The organism is Dyella mobilis (assembly GCF_016904945.1).
Taxonomy (GTDB): Bacteria; Pseudomonadota; Gammaproteobacteria; order Xanthomonadales; family Rhodanobacteraceae; genus Dyella_B; species Dyella_B mobilis.
Window position 1 is genome coordinate 21,523 of the sequence record NZ_JADIKF010000034.1, and the last position, 21,724, is coordinate 43,246.

Sequence of the window (21,724 nt, forward strand, 5' to 3'; positions counted from 1 at the left end):
AACCAATCATCGTGGACGCGTATACGTCGTGGCGGAAGCTCGTCATCAGCCCACAACGCCAGTGCGTGGCGAAGTTGTACGTGGTCCTGCGTAAATGCAGGCGCATCCCGCCATGGCAGATCGCACGCCACGGTCACGGCTGCGCTCCTTCCGACCGCAGCAATGTACTGACCCGTTCGCAAAACACGGCCAGCTCGCGGTCCACCTGCCCCTCGACCATGCCATGAGCGGTCTCCAATAGGCAGGCGCCATCGGGGAGGTATTCGGTGAGCACAAGCTCGCACGCGGGCATGTTCGCTTCTCCGATCCACGCCTGCATCATGACCTGCACCGACTTGTACATGGCCGCATTCACGTGTACGCGCAGTGCTGCAGCGCCTCGCACTTCGGCGAAGCATTTGCGCAGCTGCATTTCCATCAGCAGCGTTTTTGGCAATGCCAGCGTTGCATCCCGCAACACGGTAGCCAATGCCTGCTCGATTCTTTCGCTCACGGCACGCCATTGCCGGACATCGTCGGCAAAAGCAGTTGCGATGTCGTACATACCCTCCAGCCGGCCTTGCCGATGGCCAACCCGCCAGGCAAGAGCACGCGCACGACGAAGGCGCTCCGCCAGACACTGACGCGCTTGAACGTGGCTACGGCGCAAGCTCGCATCCAGCAAGCGCAGTTGCTCCATGGCCTGCACCTTTTCGGGGGGCAATATACGCTCGCCACCCATCTGGAACGTATCCAATTCCAAGGCGCTCATGCCGCCACCTCGGGCCGGGCGTGCAGCACACGCTGCGCGACACGAATAAGCCAATCCTTATCGTCAACGTGCGGGGCTTTGCGCCAGGCATCGCTTTCCTCAGGCGGAAATCTCAACAACAATCGATCGGCCAACAAGGGCATGCATTGACGGCCATACGCATACATCAGCGCGCCACCGGCGGCCAGCACGTCGTCAATGTCTTGCAGCGCGGGTAATGATCCAAGGTAAGGATCATCGCTGCGCAGCGCCTCCAGTAGCGGTGGCGCACCTAGCGTACGCGTGAGTGCCGCCATCAACGGGCCGCCGGCCCGCAGGCGCAGCTTGCCTCCGAACACCCAGGCGCCAGCCAGATACAAACCCCAGCGCAGGGAGGCTAGATCCTGGCGCAGCCAACTCAGCAGATCCGCATTGTCTCCACTCCGCAGTGCATGTAAATCGTGCATAGGTTTGAGAAAACTCCGACTGGCCACGCGTAACGCGCGTGCACAATCTTGTCCGCGGCGATCCGGCAAATGAGAGGCATCGGCCTGTCCAGCCGGCAGCATCAGCCATCGCAACAACGCAGGGTCGGCGTAACCACTCATCAGCCTACATCCCCACTACGCGGCCCCGGAGGGCGAGAACCACTGCCGAACGCGTCGCGCGGCCTACCACGCTTCCATTGCCTGTTGATCTGCTTGATCACGCGCTGATGCCAGCCAGCCGGCAAACCGCCGCGCAACCGCACCACGGCAACAGCGAGCGCCGCCACGATCAGCCAAGGCAGTACAAACCAAACCGTGACCCACAGTGAATCGGCCGCCACATAGCGCACACCGAACCAGCCGCTTACGACTCGTGCACTCTGACTACGCGGCGGCGGATATACGGGCAAGGTAAAGACCGAGACGTCATCCGCCGTAACGCCAGTAATACCGCGCGCAATCAAAGTACGAATCTGCGACTTCATCAGATCCACGCGCTGATCGCTGCGATAGCGCACAAATGCCGAAGCCGTCGCCTTGGGTGGATCAACCTGCTTGGGATCCTTGGGCGGCAACGCTACCTGCACGTTGGCCGACAGCACGCCATCAATGCGTTCGATCGTGGAAGCCAGCTCTTGGCCTAGCGCGTACTGATATCGCGCATGTTCTTCCAGATCGCTCGGCAGCAGGCCGGTGCCAGGGAAAATATCCGTCAGGCTCTGATGCTGCTGACGAGGCATATCGTACAGATGCAGGATCTGCTCGGCATTGGACTGTTCACCGTCCTTCAGCACCACCGACCAGGTACCGTCATTCGCGCGCTGCTTGGTTGCGGCCACACCTTCCTGCTGTAGCAACGCCACGATGTCTTCAGCCTGCGTCTCTTGCAGGTTGTCGCGCAGCGAAGTGCTGCAGCCGGCGAGCAGCCACACCATACTTAACGCCAACAACGGTGTGGCGCGCACCCTGGTCATGACTGCTGCAACTTGTCGAAGGAATCCTTGATCGATTTCGAAAGATTCGTGATCTCCTGCGTACAAATGGTCAATTTCGTAAACTCGAACTGGGCAACCATGAACTGCCCTGGACTCATGTCACCCTTGGAGAGTCGCTCAAGCAGGCTGTTGAAACCCTGCTCTCTACCCACCGTCATGGCTTCATCGATGGCCGCTAACGGCTTCGAAAAGGTCGTTGCCCGTTCCATCGAAGCCCACTGCGCCGAGGAAAATTGTGTTTGAATTGCCGCCGACGCATCAGGCATCAAGGCCGGCATGACATTGCCTAAATCCATGGGATATCGCCTCAGAAAGAGACGGCTATTGCGTGCCGTCCAACACTCAGGTCTTTACGACCAAACAAAATGACCACATGGCTGCTGCCAGAGGCGATGGGCCACTCACGTGGCCCATCGCCTTCCAAGCCCTTATTTCTGCTCCACCTACGGAGCAGAAATCTGCTTACTGGGCGCCTTCCTGCTGTTTCTTTTCCTGAGCAGCGGACTCGGCCGTCTTCTGAGCCGCCTGGATATCGCCCATGGCCAACTGAACTTCGGTCGTAGCCTTCATCGTTTCGGAAGGCTTGCTGCCACCACCGCCACCACCAGTGCTATCACCACCGCCACTGCTCTCGCCCTGCTCAAGCTGCTGAATGGAAATCTGCGCATCCTGCAACCGCTTGTCGGCGAGCTCGCCCATGGCAGCGATGAGCGACTCATAGGTCGCCTGACCGCCACCCAAAGCCGCCTTGGCCTGGTTGAGCTTCTCCTTGCTTTGACCATTGGCCAGCGAATCGCTGTACATCTGGTTGAAGTTGGTGTTGTTGCTCTGATTGACGTTCGTCGAAATGCTCACGTTGTTAACTCCTGTAATGTTTCAATTCGCAATCCTTTGATTGCGCATCAACCATAGCCAACTTGCACAAGCCACAAGCGGTATATAGATATGGGCTTTGTTTGTGCGGCGCACATTCGTTCCAACCCTATGAGCTACCTAGGGTGTTGTGGATACACTCGCCTCCGCACCATGGCTGTGCGCGATCTCGTATGCACAGGACAGCGTTTTGTCAGCAGAAAACTGAAACAGTGCCGAACCCGACGCCAACGCCACGCCGCAAGGCCCAACGCGCGCAAGCTTCCCTTCTTTCACCGAGGCACCTGGAAACAATCGCTCGCCATTGGGACTGATCGCGAAGTAGGCATCATCCCGTGTCGGAAGCACGCTGTAATCCAGAACCGAGTACGGCACGTCCACCTGGTTGGCACGTGCCTTCGCCATCGCAATGTTTACATCGCGCAACTCCGGAAGCTCGTGCCGCACCAATGCACTGATGGCGGAAAAATCCCAGCCTCCCAACCCTTTCACTGCGCTATCGGCACTCAAAGCGACGTGTACCGCACCCGGCCCGGTAACGCTGACCAACGGATCGCGATAGTACTCATCCAGCAACAAGGAAGCATTCATCGCCAGGCTCTCCATCGGCACCACGTGGATCACCGATTGGCCCTGGTCCGCAGCCATGGCCAAAGTGCGTAGATAATCCAGATCGCGCTGCCCTGTAACATAGCCCGCGTAGGTCGTAGCACCGGTAGACTTTTCGTAAGCCACATTGATGTCCGGAAAAGTGCGCCGAATGTAATCGTGCGCCTCGCGAGCGGGTTCCTTGTCGGCGTTGTAATGGTCGATCTGATACTTGGTGCCACCCACTACCGCCAGCAGTACCAACACGACCAGCGGCAGGTAGCGCAGTTGACGGCCTGCCCGCATCACCGCGAAGGCATAAGCCTTGCGGTCGAGTTGCCACAACACGGCTCGATGTGCAGAGGCCAGTCGCCGAGCCGACGTAGCCAGAATCATGGCCGGGCGATCCGGCATCATGGCCTCTTGCAACTGCACCAGCGCCATATCCACACCCTGTACCGACAGGCTCGTTCCTGCACGTACGTGCACGGCGCCTTCGGACGGAAGCGCCAGCCCAAAGACAGTGACACCTTCTGCGCAGCTTTCCAGCTGCCAGCTTTCTTCCTCCGGATCGAATACGAATCGGCATTGCAGTTCAGCCAGGCCATCATCGGCAAGCAGGATGTCTGCATCCTCGCCGGCACCGAGCATCCACCCCGGCTTGCCACCCAGGTCGATCAACGCCCCGGCATGCAAGCCGCTCAGCACGTGCAAGCCTAGCCGTTCCATGTTGTTCTCCACTCATCCATGATGATGTATCCCGTGTTCTCGCTCTCAACTCCACGCCTCGCGTGCGCAGCCAAGACATTTGCAAATGGGTTACCTGGCTTTGTTGTTGGCTTTCCCGCTGTTGGCGGCCTTCGTCTTCGGCGCGAGCATTTCCACTAGCGGCTTTTCGTCCTTGTCGGTGCCTGTCTGCGGTTCACCAACCACCGGCGTCTCAGGCGCCAACGCGGTCGCCACCGCCGCCAAAGTCTGCTTTGCTGCCTGGAGATCCCCGCTATCCCAGATCACACGCGGGGTGATCAGGAACAAGCGTTCGGTACGGTCGTGCTTTTTGCTGGTGTTCCGAAATAGCGCACCCAGGACCGGCACACGGCTGAGCCCTGGCACGCCCGACAATTGCTGGGTTTCGCTTTCATAACGGTAGCCGCCGATCAACAGCGTCTGTCCGTCGCCCACCTGGGCCTGCGTAGCGATAAAGTTTTGCTTGGACACCGGCAACTCATCCACGCGGTCGGTCTGATCCAGATAGCCATCGGTGATGTTCAAGAACAATCGGATATCGTCCGGAAGTCGAAAGTCACCCTGCTGCGCCTGGCTCGCGATCACCTGGGGGGTCACTTTCACCTGCAAGCCGGCGGTGATCGGATAGAGATTGGTGCTGTAAGCGCCGGCAACGCGCGCGTAAGCGGTGCTTTGGTTGCCGATCAGTGCTTCGATGTTGTCCAGCGTGACGATTTTCGGCTGTGACAGGATCTTGGCCTTGCCGCGCTTTTCCAACGCGTTCAAGCGGGTGGTGAGGTGTGTGATCGAGCTGCCGATCACCCCCTGAAAACTGGCACCGCCAAGATCAACTAGCGAGCCGTTGGTATTGCCACTCAATCGCGAACTGGTCAGCGCCAGATCCACACCAAGATCGCGCAGTGCGCTGCTGGAGATATCGATGATCGACATGTCCAGCTGCACCAACCGCTGTGGCTGATCGAGCTTCTCGATCGCGCGCTCGTAGTAGGCCATGGCCTCCGGACGATCATAAATAAGAATGGCGTTGGTACGTACATCCGCTTCGATGCGGATCTTGCTGCCGTCCTGCCGCACGATATAGCTGGGAACCTCCTCGTCGGCGTCCGCCTCGGCGCGCATGTCGAGCACACCGCGCAGTCCCTTCAACGGATCGGCCGAGACACTCGGCAACGCCTGGTTCTTTTTGGCACCCGGCACCAGCACGGGGCTCGTGCCGCTGAGCAAATCATTCAGGATCGTGGCCACGCCCGGCACGGTGTAATCTTCGTCGCCGATCGTACGGGTGACATCCTGTGCTTGTGCGTACTTCAACGGAAATACGCGAATCTCCATCTTTCCGGCCGGCGCCGACGTGCTATAGACACTGGCCCGCGCATTGGCCGCATGTTCGCGCTCTGCCGCAATCGCCTTCGAAACCAGCTCGACGTAACGATTGGGACCGCTGACCAGCAGACTGCCGCCCGACACCTTGATCGGGAAACGCGCATCGACCAACCCCAGGCGCGACAATGTCTGCATGGCCTGCCCTGGCGACATGGGAGCGATCGGAATCACCTCCGAGCGCGAATCGCTGCTGGCACTGATGTACAACACAGAACCATCGAAATACCAGATAAAGCCGTAAGCCGACTCCAGGCTCTGGAACACTTGCTGCGCTGACTCATCAAACTCACCATGCACGTCGCCGCGTACATCGCCGTTCACCACCACGGAGAAGGGCTGTGTGGCGAGGATGTCCTTGAGCACCTGACGTAAGGGTTTTCCCTTCGAAGAATAAGTGATGGGTGCTGCCTTCCACGGAATGGGCGCGGCATAAACCGGCGCGCAGATCAGAAGGCACAACGCGAGCCGAAAACCTGCTCTCTTCCAGATGCCTGGCAGGCACGGCGTAACGCTGACGCCCGCGCAAATTTCTCGCTCGGCGCCCGATGCGACGCTGCGCAGTCGCCGACTCCAACATTCATTACGCGTATACATGATGTTTTCCGTTCACCGTGACAACAAGCCCGGGCAGGCTTTAATCACCTGCGCGACAGAAACCACTCTTACGAGGGAGCTGAAGTTCTTTACTTGACCGAAGCGCATTTGCACTTCGCGATCGAGGTCAGCCAATAGAACGCTTTCCGACCGCCCTGTATGCAGGGCGACGTAGCGAAGCAGCTGCCAGTAAATGTGTTCGAGGCGAAGGCAGGTCGGCTTTCCATTCAAACGCATGGACCGTGCATACGGCCGGGCCAAAGCCATATCAAAATCGTCCAACGTAGTGAAATTTTCGCCCACGCCGAGGCCCAATACTTCGTTCTTAACCAGGTCCATGGCATCCATAATCACTCCATCCCAAACGGCATCGTCAGACATGCTTCCCACCCGATGAATCAACGGGAAGACATGCCAAAGAACTGGACAGCGGCACCGAAAAACGACCTACATTCGTTGCTGACCAGAGATACCGGCCATCCATCAACGAAGTGCACCTGCCTTTCGGTAAATAATGATGATGAGATGACTTAAAAACTATCGAACAAGAACTAATTAATGGATGATTTTCTATATATAAAACATAGATAAATTCAATGAAACTTCGAACACGCCGCCCACCAGTACGCATAGATATTTGCCAAATTTCCCGCCAAACACCACCAGACGATTTCGATAAGTCCACGCGAAAGCGACAGGGAACGCTTCATCCACACCCCAAGTAGAACCATCCCTAAAGAGACTCGGAAAAAATCATCGCATTCAATATTTATTTATGACCATCTAGTCGCAGAAACTTGATACGTTCCACATCGAATGCGTAAAACATCCAACGCAAAGATGTTTTGTACAAATCGACCAGAAGGTTCGCGCCATGAACGGCATCCAGAACAACAGCGTTTCACATTCATCCATGAGCGACGGCATCGACACGGGTTCCGCGGCAAAAGCCAATCTGGCGGCGGATCAGCAATCGATGGTGAAGACCAACCCGTCCGCGAACTTCGCACAGAACACAGAGAGCACTGGCAACGGCGAGCAAAGTGCCGCTCCCATGGATTTCTTCCAACAGTTGCTCGACCTCGGCAAGCAGGCCATGGGCATGGCGGGCTCCTTCACGAGCTCAATGATCTCGATGAGCCCGATGGGCTCCTCCATGGGAATACTGCAGAAGCTCGGTAGCCTGGTGGGCCTAGGCAAGTAGTCGAAAGGCTTTCATTCAAGGCGGAATATTTTCCGCGAAGCTGACTTCTAACTGCATAAATCTCTGCTCAATACGCACTATTCGTATTTATCAATCAAAAGGATTCAAGCCATGAATGGCATCAACAGCGGCGTTTCTTCCTCCTCTTACTCCAACCAGGCCAGCGCGCTGTCGGGCAAAAACGCGCGCCCCGCTTACAGCCAGAACGCGATTGCCAAGTCCAACCACAACGATAGTTTTGCTTTAGCCACCGGCAAGGGTTCGACGGGCAACCCCCTCGTGGACTTCTTCCAGAACATTGCCGATTTCTTTAAAAACCTATTCGGTCTCGGCGGCGAAGCGCAGCAAAGCGACGGCAACCTGGACGCAGGTGCGGGGACCGTGAACGAGGATGCAAACACCGTCGACGACAGCCAGCTCGTCGATCGCGATATCACGCGCCATGCCGTGAGGGACCCCAGCATGATGGCCAACCCCTCTCAGTACGTTGACCCAAACAAGCACGACGCCAGCGCAACCAACCGCGCGTAATCCCGGGAGCCACGGAGAGGGCGGAAAGTCAGGCTCCCTCTCCCCGAAAGGGAGAGGGAGTACGCCGCCTGGATCGCATTGCTTCGTGCGTCTTTCTGCCGCTTGACGAATGCAGGCCCCGGAGCAGGGCTTGCGTATCCGTCGGTTCGAAACATGCGTACTGAGCAGTAGTGCACGAAAGCGTGAAAAAGACTCAAGCAAGACGACGCACGACGGGCGACGTGCTCCCACCTAAATACATTCTGCATCGGCAGATGCCTTGCATCTACCGATGTCGCCGCCCTTTTTCGATGCTTTCGGCCGGCGAACAGCTCAACTATCGAGCAACCTCAGAAGGCGCCAAGCAAGCCTCAAGCACATCCTCCAACTCCCACTCCAGCCGAGCGAAATACTGCGACAACATCGTAGATGACAGTTGCAAAATTTCTTCCCTGTCGCAGCAATGACGCTCGGAGACCTGGACCAGCATGCCCAGCTCGTTACGGACCCTGCCGAGTAGCTCGTGCGCGGACTCGGGCAACTGGTAACACAGCTCACCGGATAGCGGCACCGGCTTTTTCGCTTTCTTTGCCATGATGGCATCTCCTTTGCGTAGGCTTTATGCGCAGCACGCCGGATGATCGCCCAGGTACGGCACACCGCCTCCAGGGGTGTGCCGCGGTAACGATCATACGGACCCTGGCGCGTTACCTATGTCGCACGTGCCGAAGCACGTCCGAGCATTGGTCGAGGAAGTGGATTGCCACCAGCAAGCCGGCGTACGTCGACGCCGGCAGCGGCCACAACTTGGGGAACACAAACTTCCCGCTCTCAAGCATCTCGCGAAAAGCATCACTGTCACCGAGAAGATGCGTGATCACACGCTTCACCTCCTCGATGCCGGCGACCGCGACGTGGATTTCCTCAAAGGCCGCCTCGTCATCGTCCACCGTGTCCGGCGGAATGACCGGAAGATGGTCGAATAGATGGTCGGGGAGACCCGACAGGCGTGCGAGTACCGTATGATCTGGCTCAGCCATATCAACTATTACTCCTAGTTGGTTGGTGAGCGGAGCGTGGGAGCTAGTGACTCTCACGTTCCGCGCTTCTCACAGCATTGCTGCCATGGCCATCGGTGTCGCCCCGAAAGACTGCACCGATGGCGCGTTCAAAGTACCAACTCCGCAGTCGTTCGTGTATAGGCGGCTGCTATTTCGTAATCGCCTGAAAGGGAGTGCCGTGGCGGCGGCATCGCCGAGACTTGGTCTCAACGGTTTTTTTGTCTGCCTGGCCTCGGCGAAGGTTTTATTCGCAAGCACTCGCGATACCGTTCACTGCAAGGCAGTGCGATAAAAAGGGGCGGCTTTTATGCCTCGTCCCTCTGGGCGCAAACCTGCACGGAATTTTTTCGTCGTCCAAGTAATCGGATCTATGCCAAGCCGTTAATCATCCTGCATGACTAACGCTCAATAACTTGAGTGTTCGGCGCAGAAGACAGCGCGGTGTTGCACCTTTACCAAACGGTATCGCCACCCTCAACTGAACAAAAACCCTTCACGTAATTCCGGGCATACATATGTACCACCATGCCACGTGCGGCCTGTGCGAGGCTTGCCGTCATGCTTGGCCATTACATAAGCGCCGTTTTCCATCGCGGTAACCAGGAAAAAGCATGATCGATCATTCCCCTATTGCCAGGAGCCACACGTGAGAACGGATGCAGCAGGATCTTCGCCGAACTACAACGACGATACACAGTCGCTTCAGAACGAGAACAAGCAGAATCAGGGAAATGCAGGGCCGCAGATCAAGCCTAACGGCAATGCGTTTGCCGCCAACAAGAACAATCCCTGGTCGCGTCCGGCACAACCCACGCCGCCACCGGCCAATACGCCAACCAGCCCATCCTTGCCGGGCCAATTCCCCAGCCTATCGTCGGCGTTGCAGGATAGCCAGCCCTCTGGCGTGCCGCAAACGCAGCCTGTCCCTGGCGTAACGGGTTCCAACAACAACGGCGTAAAAATTCTCAGCTCGATACCCATCAATCCGGGTGCGCTGCCATCTAATGCACCAAGTAATGGAGATGGAGCCAATCATCTTCTCTACAACGATTGGTCAATAGATACGGGATCGAAAGCGTTGGACAACCTGCATTTTCCAATGAAAATCGACGATTCAGCAAAAACCCTCCTTGAAGGGGATCACGCGCCGAATGGTGGCAACGCGGATGGACGTATCGGTGGAAATTTCTTTTTCCAACAATTCAGCATAAAAAACAGCGACGGAAGTGAGCCCAACTATGGCAATGACAACCTTGGAGGTCGTAACGCTGCGTATATCGGAATACAGCCCTCAGCAACCCCAGGAAAAGCCATATTCAGATTTGCCGGATTTGGCGAAGGGATAACTACTAGTACGGGCTTAGGCGGTGCTGACGGAGGACCCGGCGCACAAAACAACAGGATGCTTGATTTTCAGTACAGTCACAAATATGACCTTAGTGTCGAGGCCGACAAAAGTGATCCGCACGTGCTTAACGGCTATGTACAGGATGTAACAGACCCGCAAAACCCCGGGCCCAAGCAGTTTATTGGAAATTTACGCTACTCAAACCCCGTCAAACTGAGCACTGATGGTGGTTCTGTAGTCGAACAAGGCGGTTCCCGAACCACTGGTAGTAATCAAATTCATTACGTCAAGGGAACCTATTACAACCCTTATTCGCTCAATGAAGCCGGCAATCAAGAGAATGGATCCTATCGTGGGCATTGGTACACCGATACCGGTCAGGGCCCTTACAAGGACAGCATCACGGGCACCAGCGAGCAGATCATGGATACGGATCCCAAGTCAGGCAAAGCCTCGTTTGGCTTGAGCTTCGAGGTAGCTGGCGCAGGCTGGAAGCCCGGCACGCCGATTCCGGCACTCAACACTTCAGATGATGCGAGGCCTTGGGATCCCAACGAGACTATTTATGAAGGTCAGAATATCGAATATAACGGCTTCGTCTACAGGGCTAAAGAAAGCTTCGGACCGAGCTCAGGCCCGGGAGCCGACTCACGGTTCTTGCCAGCTTTCGAAGACGAAGGATATGGAAGCATCGAGGACCAAATCAAGCACATTAAAGAGAGTAAGGATGGCTCCAGTCGCATCATCTATGCGCCTCCTGGATCAACCGCTGCAGCCATGGATTTCGATCCAACCAAGACATACAAGCCAGGCGACTTTGTGCGCCAGGGGGGGGAATGTCTATGTAGTTGCCGATACCATCGCTCCGTCCACGCCCCCAATCACACCTGATAAGGATTCGAAATTCATTAAGGCTGGCCCTGTCTGGACGCCACCTCCTGCAGCTGCGCAACCGACCGGCCCGGCTCCGGCTCCGGCTCCGGCTCCGACTCCGACTCCGACTCCAGCTCCAGCTGCTGCGCTGTCAGCTCCGGCTTATGACCCGTACAGAACGTACAAACCTGGCGATCACGTCTCGTGGAACGGTGGCATTTGGGAGAAAACAGGTGACGGATCTTCCGTGCCTGATCCGAGCTGGAATCAGTTGGATGGGTTTAAATATATCGGCCCATCGCTCACTTAGCCGTTGCCTTGAGTCAGCCCCCTTTGAGGCACTACAAGCTCGCAACGCTTGAACAGCGGGGAGCGGGCTTTGACGAAATCATAAAGCGCGCACTTCAACAACGTGTGCCGACGTCGCGTAAAGTTCAATTACCGAAGTACATTGACGGATTCGCCGGCTTACACGCCGGCGAATCCGTTAATGTCATCGGTACAGTGCTTTTAATCTTTACTCATCTGATCGCGAATCTGCGCATCCACCGCGGCAATGGCCGTCATGTTGACCACGCGGCGCACGGTGGAAGACGGCGTGAGGATATGTGCAGGCTTGTCGACGCCCATCAGGATCGGGCCGATGGCGACGCCGTCGGTCATCACGCGCACCATGTTGTAGGCGATGTTGGCGGCATCGAGGTTCGGCATCACGTACAGATTGGCACGGCCACTCAGCGTGGTATTCGGGAAAATGCGCTGGCGCAGCGTTTCATCCCACGCGGTGTCGGCCTGCATTTCGCCGTCCACTTCGAGCTTGGGCGCACGCGCCTTGAGGATCTTGAATACCTCGCGCATCTTGGCCGCACTGGCGTTGTCGTGGCTGCCGTAGTTGGAATGCGAGAGCAGCGCCACTTTGGGCTCGATGCCGAACAGCTTGAGGCGATACGTGGCCTGCAAGGTTGCTTCGGCGATCTGCTCAGCGCTGGGATCGCACTGCACGTGGGTGTCGAGGAAGAACCAGGTGCCTTTGTCGTTGATGACGCCGCTCATGGCGGAGGTGCACGACACACCCGGGTCGAGGCCGAACACGCTGCGAATGTAGCCAAGCTTCTTGTGATAGCGACCCACCAGGCCACTGATCATGGCGTCGGCTTCGCCGCGCTCCACCATGATGGCGGCGATCAGTGTGGGACGCGAGCGAAGCAGGTTCTTGGCGGCAGCCGGTGACACGCCGCGGCGCTCGGTCAGCGAGTGGTAGTGCTGCCAGTATTCGTTGAAACGCGGGTCGTCGTTGATATTGGTCAGCTCGAAATCGACGCCCTGACGCATGCGCAGGCCCATGCGCTGAATGCGTGTTTCGATGACATCCGGGCGGCCGATGAGAACCGGATAGGCGATTTTTTCATCGATCACGGTTTGCACGGCGCGCAATACGGTTTCTTCTTCGCCTTCGGCGTACACCACGCGCTTGCGATCCGCGCGCGCACGCTCGTAGATCGGCTTCATGATGTAGCCGGTGCGATAGATGAACTGCGTGAGCTTTTCGAGATACGCCTCCATGTCGGTAATGGGACGGGTGGCTACACCCGATTCCATCGCCGCCTTGGCCACGGCCGGCGCGAGCATCACCAGCAGGCGCGGATCGAACGGACGCGGGATCAGATACTCCGCTCCGAAGGTGGGCGATTCACCGGCGTAGGCACCGGCCAGATCGTCCGATTCCATTTGCGCCAGCGATGCAATCGCGTGGACGCAGGCCAGCTTCATCGCTTCGTTGATGCCGGTGGCGCCCACGTCCAGTGCGCCACGGAAAATGTACGGGAAGCACAGCGCGTTGTTGACCTGGTTCGGGTAGTCCGAACGGCCGGTAGCGATGATGCAATCCGGGCGCACTTTCTTGGCGTCTTCCGGCAGGATCTCCGGATTGGGATTGGCCAGCGCCAGGATAATCGGCTTGTCGGCCATGGTCGCGACCATTTCCGGCTTCAGCACACCACCGGCGGACAAGCCCAGGAAGATATCAGCGCCGTCGACGATCTCGGCCAGCGTGCGCTTGTTGGTATCACGCGCATAACGCTGCTTGTCCGGATCCATGTGATCGCGGCCGGTGTAAAGCACGCCTTCGCGGTCGAAGGCGAGGATGTGTTCCGGCTTCAGGCCGAGCGCCACCAACATGTCCAGGCAGGCGATGCCCGCCGCACCGGCGCCGGCCGTGGCCAGCTTCACGTCTTCGATTTTCTTGCCGACCACTTGCAGCGCATTGACCACCGCGGCGCCGACGATGATCGCGGTGCCATGCTGATCGTCGTGGAAAACCGGAATCTTCATGCGTTCGCGCAGCTTGCGCTCGACGATGAAGCATTCCGGCGCCTTGATGTCTTCGAGGTTGATGCCGCCGAAGGTCGGTTCCATCGAGGCAATGATGTCGACGAGCTTGTCGGGATCGCGCTCGTTGAGCTCAATGTCGAATACGTCGACGCCAGCGAATTTCTGGAACAGCACGCCCTTGCCTTCCATTACCGGTTTGCCGGCGAGCGGACCGATGTCGCCAAGACCAAGCACCGCCGTGCCGTTGGTGATCACCGCCACCAGGTTGGAGCGCGCGGTGTATTCACTGGCCAGGTGCGGATCTTCGACGATCGCTTCGCAGGCATAGGCGACGCCGGGCGAATACGCCAGCGACAGATCGCGCTGGGTGATCAGCGAGGTGGTCGGCGAGACCTTGATCTTGCCGGGGCGCGGAAGGCGGTGGTACTCGAGTGCGGCTTTGCGGAAGTCGTCGGAATGGGCCATTGGATGCAGTGCAGCAAAAAAGGGAGGAAGCGGGGCCGCGTCGCGGACATTGCCGGGCATGGTATCACCCGGGTGTTGGTGGATCGCCGCTGGTTTTGTGTAGGTGTTCGCTTTGTATGGCGATGATTTAAGAGCGGGGCTTTTTCGCGATTTGCTCCTCCCCCTGCTTCGGCCTGTCTCTTGATCACATCTTTCGGTGTGGCTTTCAGCGAAATCGAGGTGGTTCCAGTAAGCAAAAAACCTTTCATATCGTCATCCCGGCGAAGGCCGGGATCCAGTGTCTTCGCCGCGTAAAGTCACTGGATCCCGGCCTTCGCCGGGATGACGGCGGGAAGATAGAAGGGTTTGGAGCACTTGAGCCGCCTCGATTTCGCTGACGTGGCAGAGCGAAAGATGTGATCCAGAGACAGGGATTCGGCAGGGGGAGCGAGAAGGCAGAGCGGCTACACGCCGATGGAAAGCGACTCGGCCTCGACCTTCGACATGCGGATGCGGTTGATAAACAAGGAGAAGGCCAGTTTGCCGGCCAGTCCGTGCACGTGTTGCATCCACGGCGGCAGCCAGTGCGGTGCGGCCAAGGCACCGGAGAGGAAGTACGGCTCCAGGCTCATGACGTCGTGCAAGGTCAGCTTGCCGGCGAACAGATAGCGCAGCAGGTCCAGGCGCCGTTCTTTCAGAGCCCAGCGGAAGAAGGTGTGCACATCGAGCAGGCCGGACAGATAGACGTTGTCTTTGGCAAAGGCCGCACCACCGGTCAATGGCACGCCGCGAAACACACGCTGGGCGGAATGGAAGCTGTCGCCCACGCTTTGCCCGCAGCGGTTGAAGAAGCGGTAGACCTCGATGAAATCCGCGCCGTTGAGGGCCATGTCGATGGCCAGGATGCGCAGGCTGATGCGCTTGAGCCGGGCGATGTCGATGGCGCCGGACATCAGCTCGGCGAATACGGCCAGACCTTCTTGCGTGGCGGTGACGCGCGGCGAGGTGCGCGCCAGCGAGGACAGCAAAGGTTGCTCGCGCCCGTTCAAGGCGGTCAGCGAATGCACGAAGGCTTCGTGGTTGAGCAACTGGTGCCGGTCGTATTGGCTGAAACGCGTGCCGCCGCGCAGGCGGATACGGGTGGCGCCGGCCGCGGCCTTGGCGGTGAGGTCGTTGTCGATTTCCACGGCGATCTTGCCGTTGCCGAAAAATTCGTCGAGGACTTTGGACAAGTCGGCACGCAACACTTCGGAGGAGATATTGGCCTCGATGTTGTCGTCGTGCAGGTCGGCGCCCAGTTCGTCGGACAGCTCCACGAAATAGCGTGCCGCATCCAGGTTGCTGCGGTCGCAACCGGGGATCGCGTCGCCGGGTTTTCCATAAAGCTGGATCGACGGCGCAGTGACGCCCGCGGTGCCTACGGCCTCCAGCATCTCGGCGGCGATGCGCCAGGATTCGGCGGTGCGCCGCAGGTAATCGCCAAGCGGGTTGTCGGTGCCGGCCTCGTTTTCGATCGCGGCCAGTTCCTTGCGTGCCTCGGAGAGATCGGGCACGCGGTAGTGCACTTCCGGCAAGGCGTATTGACCCTTGCCGTACTCCTCGATCATGCGGTCTTCCAGCGATGCCGGCCAACCCACGGTGGCGAGGATATTGATGCCCTTGACCGCCGCCAGCAGGCGCTTGTCGAGTGCGGCGTAGGGTTCGAGCCCAGCGGGGATGACGGCTTCGGCCGGCGTGCTCATGGTTTCCTCACTACTCTTTTTCCCTCTGGCCGCGCGGGCCGTGCAGCTTGCCCGTGGGACGGCCTCCACGCTGCCGGCGCAGGCGCGATTCCAGCATGGTGGCTTGTTCTTCGCGCTCGTCGCGCAGCTTCAGGTAATTACGCCAGCGCTCGGCGGAAAGTTCGCCGTCGTGCAAGGCCTGTTGCACGGCGCAGCCGGGTTCGCTGCCGTGGCCGCAATCGGCAAAGCGGCAATCTTCGGCAATGGCTTCGATGTCGGCGAAGAGATCCAGGTGTTCCTCGCCGGTGAGCTTCAGCTCGCGCATGCCGGGGGTGTCGATCAGGCAGCCGCCGCTGGGCAACTGCAGCAAGGCGCGGTAGGTAGTGGTGTGGCGGCCGCGGCTGTCGTGGTCGCGCACCGCGCCGGTGGCCATGCGCTCGATGCCCATCAGGGTGTTGGTGAGGGTGGATTTGCCGGCGCCGGACGACCCTACCAGCACGGCGCTGTCGCCCGGCTTGAGGTAGGCCAGCAAGGGCGCGGTGGTGGCCGGGTCCTTGCCGTTGATGGGGTGGATCGGCGTGCCGGCCGGCAGGCGGGCACGCAGCTCGGCGATGCTGGCTTCGGCGTCGCTGCGCTGGTCGAGCTTGCTGAGGATCACCACCGGCTGCGCCCCGGAGCCCTCGGTGAGGGACAGGTAGCGCTCGATGCGGGCCGGGTTGAAATCGCCGTCCAGGCCGGTGAGCACCAGCACGTAGTCGATATTGGTGGCGATCACCTGGCGCTCGTAGCGCTCGCCCGCGGCGGCCCGCGACAGCACGGTGCGGCGCGGCAGCACGGTGAGGATGTGCGGGGGCTTGCCCGGCTCGATCTCCACGAAATCGCCGACCGCCGGGCGCTCGGCCGGGTCCAGGCCGCGCTTCAGGAAGTGGCCCGCCGGCTGGGCGCCGAAGGTCTGGCTGCCGTCGTGCAGTTCGTAGCCAGCCCGGTGCTGTGCCACGACCCGCGCCAATTGCCGTCCATCACCTGGCAAGACGTCGCCCCGCCAACCGATGCGGCGGAGCTGTTCGATGGTTTGGGCATCGCTCATGAGGCCGGATTATGCCTGTGTGCCGGGAAAGTCGGGAATGGGGAAAAGGTCTATCAAAAGATCATTTGCGTTCGCGCGCCACGCTAAACACTCTTGAATAGGGTGCCGGACCTTGGGGTGGCCCACGTTTTTTGCTCGAGCATTCCCACAAAATCGCCGTGATTTCCAGCGTGATCCAGACCTTGCACAGCATCTTGCAGTCATCCCGGCGAAGGCCCACTGCTGTCCGGCGCGCCTTTTGCGAACCGACGAACATGCAAAGCGCGTCATGGGCTTGCGTTCGTCAAGTGGCAGGAGGACTCGCAAAGTAACCCGATTTACGCGGCGTACTCCCTCTCCCCTCCGGGGAGAGGGCTGGGGTGAGGGGACAATCTTGCGACGATGCTTGGTTCGAGCAGAAAGCTTTTTAAAAGCACTCCCGCGCACAAAGGCAGCGTTTGGCAAGCCGTGGCCCCTCACCCCAACCCTCTCCCCGGAGGGGAGAGGGAGTGTACTTTTCTGTCCTTCCAGCGTGCGCAAAGATCATGCCGGACAGTAGTGGGCGAAGGCCGGGATCCAGCGACTTCGGCCCGACAAAGACACTGGATCCCGGCCTTCGCCGGGATGACGCGGTGAGAACGGGTGGATACCTCAGCGCCCGATCCCTTTTTTCGCCCGATTTTGCCTCCCACAGCCCCCTTTTCCGCTGTTAGCATCAGCTGGAACCTGGCAGCAAGCCGGTTTTCCCCGAAGAACAAGGATTAAGCCGTTGGCCCCGATCAAACCCAGCGCGCATCTGAACGAGGTGCGTTACGAAATCCGTGGTGCGCTGACCCGCCGCGCGCGCGAACTCGAAGCGGCCGGACTGCCGATCATCAAGCTCAATATCGGCAACCCCGCCCGTTATGGCTTTACCGTGCCGGATCACTTGCGCGAGGCCATCGCCGCACACCTGCACGAAAGTGAAGCCTATGGCCACGAGCAGGGGCTGGAGCTGGCGCGCGAAGCCATTGCCGCGCAACAGCGCGCACGCGGTGCGCGCCACGTGGAAGTGGAGAGGGTGTTTATCGGCAACGGCGTGAGCGAGCTGATCGACCTGAGCCTGCGCGCCCTGCTGCAACCGGGCGACGAAGTGCTGCTGCCCAGCCCCGACTACCCGTTGTGGAGCGCGGCGACCATTCTCAACGGCGGCGTGCCTCGCTATTACCGCTGCCTGGCCGAAAACCGGCACCTGCCCGATCCGGAAGAAATCGAAGCGCTGATCACGCCGCGCACGCGCGCCCTGGTGCTGATCAATCCGAACAACCCCACCGGTGCGGTGTATCCGCGCGCACTGCTGGAACAGATCGCCGCGATCGCCGCGCGCCATCACTTGCTGCTGCTGTGCGACGAGATCTACGACGAGATCCTCTACGACGACACGCCGTTTCAGCCGATGGCCGAAGTGGCCGGCCATACGCCGTGTATCAGCTTCGGTGGCTTGAGCAAGGTGCATCGCGCCTGTGGCTACCGCGTGGGCTGGCTGAGTTTGTCCGGCGATCCGGCGCGCACGCACGATTATCGCGATGCACTGCAATTGCTGGCAGCACTTCGCCTGTGCGCGAATGTCACCGCGCAGTGGGCGGTGATTCCCGCTTTGCACGACGCGCCGACCATCAACGCCCTCACCTCGCCCGGCGGCCGTCTGCACGAAGCGCGCAAGGCGGTGCTCGATGGCGTGGCCGCCAGCCAATATCTGGACTTGGTCACGCCAGGCGGTGCGCTGTACGCCTTCCCGCGCGTGCGCAGCGATCGCATCGCCGATTTCAACGATGACGCATTTGCCTTGCGCCTGCTGGAAGAAGAATCCGTGCTGGTGGTACCCGGTTCCAGCTTCAACGTGCCCAACAGCCATCACCTGCGGCTCACCTTGCTGCCGCAGCCGGCGCAATTGCGCGAAGTGTTCGGCCGCATGGAACGTGTGCTGGACCGCATGGCCAACACCCAGATGCCGCGCGCCGCGGCGATCGCCTGATGGCGTTGCGTTATCTCGCCCTGGGCGATTCCTACACGATCGGCGAGGACGTTCCCGCCGATCAGCGCTGGCCGATGCAACTGGCGCAGAAGCTGCGCGGCCACGGAGTGGCGATCGACGATCCGCAGATTGTCGCCGTCACCGGCTGGACCACGGACGAGCTTTCCACCGGCATGGACCAGGCAGAATTTGCGGCCGGCTATGACTTCGTGAGTTTGCTGATCGGGGTCAACAACCAATATCGCGGCCGTTCGGCCACTGAATATCGCGAACAGTTCCACGCCCTGCTGCTGCGGGCCATCACCCTGGCGGGCAAGCGGCCGGAACGCGTGGTGGTGGTGTCCATTCCTGACTGGGGCGTGACCCCGTTTGGGCAGAAAAGCGGCCGCGACCTGCGCCAGATCGCCAGCGAGCTGGATGCGTTCAACGAGATCGCGCGCGAAGAAAGCACCGACTCCGGCGTGCGTTTCGTGAACATCACCGGGATCTCGCGCGACCACGCCAGCCTGGTGGCTTCCGACGGCCTGCACCCTTCCGGCGCCCAATACGCGTGGTGGACCCAGGCGATCGAGCCGAGCGCACTGGCCGCGGTGGCCGCGTAAGCGAAAAAAAGCGCGGCGGCAACCTCCCTGCAACCATTTCGCCATCGCCCGGTGACGTTTTGGCCCGAGACTGGGGACCCGGCAACCACCCGGGGACCGACGCCATGGCCATCCTTCGCTGCCGAAGCGCATTCATTTCCGATGTTCACCTGGGCACGCCTGACTGCAAGGCGGCCTACCTGCTGGATTTCCTGCGTCAGCTGCAATGCCAGAAGCTGTATCTGGTCGGCGACATCATCGACCTGGAAGCCCTGAGCCGCCGCCGCTGGTGGCATCCGGACCACGGCACCGTGATCGCCGAGGTGCTGGACATGGCCCGGCGCGGGGTCGAGGTCACCTATATCCCCGGCAACCACGACGCGGCGCTGCGCGGACTGGTGGGGCAATCGATCTGCGGCGTGCGCATCGAGCTGGACGCGGTGCACGTGGGTGCGGACGGCCGCCGCTACCGGGTCAGCCACGGCGATGAATACGATCCCGAGCAGATCGGCCGCAGCTGGATGCTGCACATCGGCGAGGCGATGCATCGCTTCATCTGCTGGGGCAATCGCCGCGTGAACGCCTGGCGCCGCCGCATGGCGCTGCCTTATCTGCCGCTGTCGATCATCGTGAAATCGCACATCGGCAAGGCGCTGGCGTATATCCGCGCCTACGAAGAGCGCGTGGCCGCCGACGCGCGCGAACGCGGCATGGACGGCCACATCTGCGGCCACATCCACTACGGCCAGGTGCGCACGGTGGACGGCGTGGTGTACCTGAATGACGGCGACTGGGTGGAGCACTGCACGGCGCTGATCGAGGACGAGATCGGCGCGATGGAGCTGATCCACTGGAGCGAGCAGCCCACCGCCCTGGGCCGCGCCAGCCGCGAGCTGGTGCTGCCCTCGCCCACTTCCGCCCTGGCGTTGGCGCCGCTGGCGCGGCGCAAGCGGGATCTGGACGAGCTGCGGCCGGCGGCTTGAAGCTTTGAAGAGAGCCGTAGGTTGGGTTAGCGCAGCGTAACCCAACAAATCCCGCGAAAACGTTGGGTTACGCTGCGCTAACCCAACCTACGAAACTGCGGCCGGCGGCTTGAGACGCCTCATTTTTCCCTCCCCTGCGACGCGCAGGGGAAGGAGCAAAAAGCAGAGGAGAAAAAAAGCCGCCTTGAACCTGTCTGACCCGGCAGCATATGTAGGGCGATACAATGCCCCTCTTTACCGGAGCCCCTACATGTCCCTCGAAAGCGCCACCCGCGAACGAATCGAAAGCCTGCTCAAAGACCACCGCGTGGTGCTGTTCATGAAGGGCACGCGCCAGCAGCCGATGTGCGGTTTTTCCGCCGCCGCCACCAACACGCTTAATGAACTGCTGCCGGACTACCACACGGTCAACGTGCTGGAAGATTCCGAGATCCGCGAAGGCATCAAGGTGTTCGGCAACTGGCCGACCATTCCGCAGCTGTATGTGGACGGTGAGCTGATCGGCGGCGCCGACATCATTCGCCAGATGTACGGCAGCGGCGAGCTACACCAGCTGTTCGGCGCCACGCCGCCGGATCGCACGCCGCCGGAAATCACCATTACCGACAAGGCCGCCGAATCCATCCGCCAGGGCACGGCCAATGCGCAGGGCATGGCATTGCACTTGGAAATCGGCCCGGATCACAGCGCGGGCTTCCAACTGGCCCCGGGCAGCGAGCACGACATCGTGGTGGTGGCGAACGGCATCGAAGTGCATTTCGATCCGGCCAGCGCGCAGCGCGCCAAGGGCATCGTGATCGACTGGGTGTCCACCATGCAGGGCGAGGGCCTGAGCCTGAAGTTTCCCGGCGCGGTCGAGCTGAAGTCGATGAGCGTGCATGAGCTCAAGCAGCGTCTGGCCAAGGGCGACCTCACCCTGATCGACGTGCGCCCCGCGCAGGGCCGCATGATGGCCGCCCCGCTGGCGCAGGCACGCGTGCTGGAAGACGAAGGCTACGCCGCCCTGGCCGCACTGCCGAAGGACACCACGCTGGCCTTTATCTGCCACCACGGCATTTCCAGCCGCAGCGCCGCCGAACGCTTCATCGCCCATGGCTTCACCAACGTCTACAGCGTGGATGGCGGCATGGATGCGTGGGCGGCCGAGATCGATTCGAGCGTTCCGCGCTACTGAGCCTCGGTCCAACGCG

20 protein-coding genes are annotated in these 21,724 nt (G+C 60.1%); 7 read left to right on the plus strand and 13 right to left on the minus strand.

Features of this window, described 5'->3' with window-relative positions:
* Positions 1–133: 133 nt before the first annotated feature.
* The 8 genes from ISS99_RS03070 to ISS99_RS03105 all read right to left on the minus strand — a co-directional run bounded on the left by ISS99_RS03070 (position 134) and on the right by ISS99_RS03105 (position 6,779).
* Complete coding sequence (locus tag ISS99_RS03070; protein WP_204630117.1) at positions 134–751, minus strand: FliH/SctL family protein; 618 nt, start codon at positions 749–751, stop codon at positions 134–136.
* Positions 748–1,338 carry a hypothetical protein gene (locus ISS99_RS03075; protein WP_204630118.1) on the minus strand — a complete coding sequence of 197 codons (591 nt, stop codon included), beginning with the start codon at positions 1,336–1,338 and terminating at the stop codon, positions 748–750. The genes ISS99_RS03070 and ISS99_RS03075 overlap by 4 nt, the downstream gene beginning before the upstream one ends.
* Complete coding sequence (gene sctJ / locus ISS99_RS03080) at positions 1,338–2,192, minus strand: type III secretion system inner membrane ring lipoprotein SctJ (protein WP_204630119.1); 855 nt, start codon at positions 2,190–2,192, stop codon at positions 1,338–1,340. Before sctJ ends, ISS99_RS03075 begins: the two co-directional genes overlap by 1 nt.
* The gene (locus tag ISS99_RS03085; RefSeq protein WP_204630120.1) at positions 2,189–2,509 is read right to left on the minus strand and encodes a hypothetical protein; all 321 of its coding nucleotides are present in this window, start codon (positions 2,507–2,509) and stop codon (positions 2,189–2,191) included. The genes sctJ and ISS99_RS03085 overlap by 4 nt, the downstream gene beginning before the upstream one ends.
* 166 nt (positions 2,510–2,675) lie before the next feature.
* Positions 2,676–3,068, minus strand: a complete 393-nt coding sequence (locus ISS99_RS03090) for a hypothetical protein (RefSeq protein ID WP_204630121.1) — start codon at positions 3,066–3,068, stop codon at positions 2,676–2,678.
* A 138-nt stretch (positions 3,069–3,206) separates the two neighbouring features.
* A complete protein-coding gene (locus tag ISS99_RS03095) occupies positions 3,207–4,403 on the minus strand; it encodes an FHA domain-containing protein (RefSeq protein WP_204630122.1) in 1,197 nt (398 codons plus the stop codon).
* A gap of 90 nt (positions 4,404–4,493) precedes the next feature.
* The gene (sctC, locus tag ISS99_RS03100) at positions 4,494–6,398 is read right to left on the minus strand and encodes a type III secretion system outer membrane ring subunit SctC (RefSeq protein WP_204630123.1); all 1,905 of its coding nucleotides are present in this window, start codon (positions 6,396–6,398) and stop codon (positions 4,494–4,496) included.
* 12 nt (positions 6,399–6,410) lie between these two features.
* Complete coding sequence (locus ISS99_RS03105) at positions 6,411–6,779, minus strand: ribbon-helix-helix domain-containing protein (RefSeq protein ID WP_204630124.1); 369 nt, start codon at positions 6,777–6,779, stop codon at positions 6,411–6,413.
* 493 nt (positions 6,780–7,272) lie between these two features.
* Between ISS99_RS03105 and ISS99_RS03110 the strand changes: the two genes are divergently transcribed.
* Positions 7,273–7,602: a hypothetical protein gene (locus ISS99_RS03110; protein ID WP_204630125.1), complete on the plus strand. Its 330-nt coding sequence runs from the start codon at positions 7,273–7,275 to the stop codon at positions 7,600–7,602.
* 111 nt (positions 7,603–7,713) lie between these two features.
* Positions 7,714–8,133, plus strand: coding sequence for a hypothetical protein (locus tag ISS99_RS03115; protein WP_204630126.1), 420 nt, complete (start codon positions 7,714–7,716; stop codon positions 8,131–8,133).
* Positions 8,134–8,449: 316 nt separating this feature from the next.
* Here ISS99_RS03115 and ISS99_RS03120 read toward each other — a convergent pair whose 3' ends face one another.
* Positions 8,450–8,707: an XAC0095 family protein gene (locus ISS99_RS03120; RefSeq protein ID WP_204630127.1), complete on the minus strand. Its 258-nt coding sequence runs from the start codon at positions 8,705–8,707 to the stop codon at positions 8,450–8,452.
* Between the two features lie 112 nt (positions 8,708–8,819).
* Positions 8,820–9,152 (minus strand): hypothetical protein, encoded by a 333-nt coding sequence (locus ISS99_RS03125; RefSeq protein ID WP_204630128.1) that lies wholly within the window; start codon positions 9,150–9,152, stop codon positions 8,820–8,822.
* A 667-nt stretch (positions 9,153–9,819) separates the two neighbouring features.
* On the opposite strand from ISS99_RS03125, the gene ISS99_RS03130 reads away from it, so the two are divergent.
* Complete coding sequence (locus ISS99_RS03130) at positions 9,820–11,412, plus strand: hypothetical protein (RefSeq protein WP_204630129.1); 1,593 nt, start codon at positions 9,820–9,822, stop codon at positions 11,410–11,412.
* Between the two features lie 492 nt (positions 11,413–11,904).
* Here the strand turns inward: ISS99_RS03130 and ISS99_RS03135 are convergent, their stop codons facing one another.
* From ISS99_RS03135 to rsgA, 3 genes are all read right to left on the minus strand, one after another.
* The gene (locus ISS99_RS03135) at positions 11,905–14,190 is read right to left on the minus strand and encodes an NADP-dependent malic enzyme (protein ID WP_204630130.1); all 2,286 of its coding nucleotides are present in this window, start codon (positions 14,188–14,190) and stop codon (positions 11,905–11,907) included.
* A 443-nt stretch (positions 14,191–14,633) separates the two neighbouring features.
* Positions 14,634–15,911 carry a peptidase MATCAP family protein gene (locus ISS99_RS03140; protein WP_204630131.1) on the minus strand — a complete coding sequence of 426 codons (1,278 nt, stop codon included), beginning with the start codon at positions 15,909–15,911 and terminating at the stop codon, positions 14,634–14,636.
* Between the two features lie 10 nt (positions 15,912–15,921).
* The gene (gene rsgA, locus ISS99_RS03145) at positions 15,922–16,977 is read right to left on the minus strand and encodes a ribosome small subunit-dependent GTPase A (protein WP_204630132.1); all 1,056 of its coding nucleotides are present in this window, start codon (positions 16,975–16,977) and stop codon (positions 15,922–15,924) included.
* 748 nt (positions 16,978–17,725) lie between these two features.
* Between rsgA and ISS99_RS03150 the strand changes: the two genes are divergently transcribed.
* The 4 genes from ISS99_RS03150 (at position 17,726) to grxD (ending at position 21,708) form a co-directional block, all read left to right on the plus strand.
* Positions 17,726–18,970: an aminotransferase class I/II-fold pyridoxal phosphate-dependent enzyme gene (locus ISS99_RS03150; protein ID WP_204630133.1), complete on the plus strand. Its 1,245-nt coding sequence runs from the start codon at positions 17,726–17,728 to the stop codon at positions 18,968–18,970.
* Entirely contained in the window at positions 18,970–19,572 is a 603-nt protein-coding gene (locus ISS99_RS03155) for an SGNH/GDSL hydrolase family protein (protein ID WP_204630134.1), read from the plus strand. Before ISS99_RS03150 ends, ISS99_RS03155 begins: the two co-directional genes overlap by 1 nt.
* Before the next feature lie 104 nt (positions 19,573–19,676).
* Complete coding sequence (locus tag ISS99_RS03160) at positions 19,677–20,534, plus strand: UDP-2,3-diacylglucosamine diphosphatase (protein WP_204630135.1); 858 nt, start codon at positions 19,677–19,679, stop codon at positions 20,532–20,534.
* Positions 20,535–20,784: 250 nt separating this feature from the next.
* On the plus strand, positions 20,785–21,708 hold the full coding sequence (gene grxD, locus ISS99_RS03165; RefSeq protein WP_204630136.1) for a Grx4 family monothiol glutaredoxin: 924 nt from the start codon (positions 20,785–20,787) through the stop codon (positions 21,706–21,708).
* Positions 21,709–21,724: the final 16 nt, after the last annotated feature.

Excerpts from the sequence above, each read along its gene's own strand:
- ISS99_RS03070 (WP_204630117.1), bottom strand. The coding sequence starts at position 751 with ATGAGCGCCTTGGAATTGGATACGTTCCAGATGGGTGGCGAGCGTATA.
- ISS99_RS03075 (WP_204630118.1), bottom strand. The coding sequence starts at position 1,338 with ATGAGTGGTTACGCCGACCCTGCGTTGTTGCGATGGCTGATGCTGCCG.
- sctJ (WP_204630119.1), bottom strand. The coding sequence starts at position 2,192 with ATGACCAGGGTGCGCGCCACACCGTTGTTGGCGTTAAGTATGGTGTGG.
- ISS99_RS03085 (WP_204630120.1), bottom strand. The coding sequence starts at position 2,509 with ATGGATTTAGGCAATGTCATGCCGGCCTTGATGCCTGATGCGTCGGCG.
- ISS99_RS03095 (WP_204630122.1), bottom strand. The coding sequence starts at position 4,403 with ATGGAACGGCTAGGCTTGCACGTGCTGAGCGGCTTGCATGCCGGGGCG.
- sctC (WP_204630123.1), bottom strand. The coding sequence starts at position 6,398 with ATGTATACGCGTAATGAATGTTGGAGTCGGCGACTGCGCAGCGTCGCA.
- ISS99_RS03105 (WP_204630124.1), bottom strand. The coding sequence starts at position 6,779 with ATGTCTGACGATGCCGTTTGGGATGGAGTGATTATGGATGCCATGGAC.
- ISS99_RS03110 (WP_204630125.1), top strand. The coding sequence starts at position 7,273 with ATGAACGGCATCCAGAACAACAGCGTTTCACATTCATCCATGAGCGAC.
- ISS99_RS03115 (WP_204630126.1), top strand. The coding sequence starts at position 7,714 with ATGAATGGCATCAACAGCGGCGTTTCTTCCTCCTCTTACTCCAACCAG.
- ISS99_RS03120 (WP_204630127.1), bottom strand. The coding sequence starts at position 8,707 with ATGGCAAAGAAAGCGAAAAAGCCGGTGCCGCTATCCGGTGAGCTGTGT.
- ISS99_RS03125 (WP_204630128.1), bottom strand. The coding sequence starts at position 9,152 with ATGGCTGAGCCAGATCATACGGTACTCGCACGCCTGTCGGGTCTCCCC.
- ISS99_RS03135 (WP_204630130.1), bottom strand. The coding sequence starts at position 14,190 with ATGGCCCATTCCGACGACTTCCGCAAAGCCGCACTCGAGTACCACCGC.
- ISS99_RS03140 (WP_204630131.1), bottom strand. The coding sequence starts at position 15,911 with ATGAGCACGCCGGCCGAAGCCGTCATCCCCGCTGGGCTCGAACCCTAC.
- rsgA (WP_204630132.1), bottom strand. The coding sequence starts at position 16,977 with ATGAGCGATGCCCAAACCATCGAACAGCTCCGCCGCATCGGTTGGCGG.
- ISS99_RS03155 (WP_204630134.1), top strand. The coding sequence starts at position 18,970 with ATGGCGTTGCGTTATCTCGCCCTGGGCGATTCCTACACGATCGGCGAG.
- ISS99_RS03160 (WP_204630135.1), top strand. The coding sequence starts at position 19,677 with ATGGCCATCCTTCGCTGCCGAAGCGCATTCATTTCCGATGTTCACCTG.
- grxD (WP_204630136.1), top strand. The coding sequence starts at position 20,785 with ATGTCCCTCGAAAGCGCCACCCGCGAACGAATCGAAAGCCTGCTCAAA.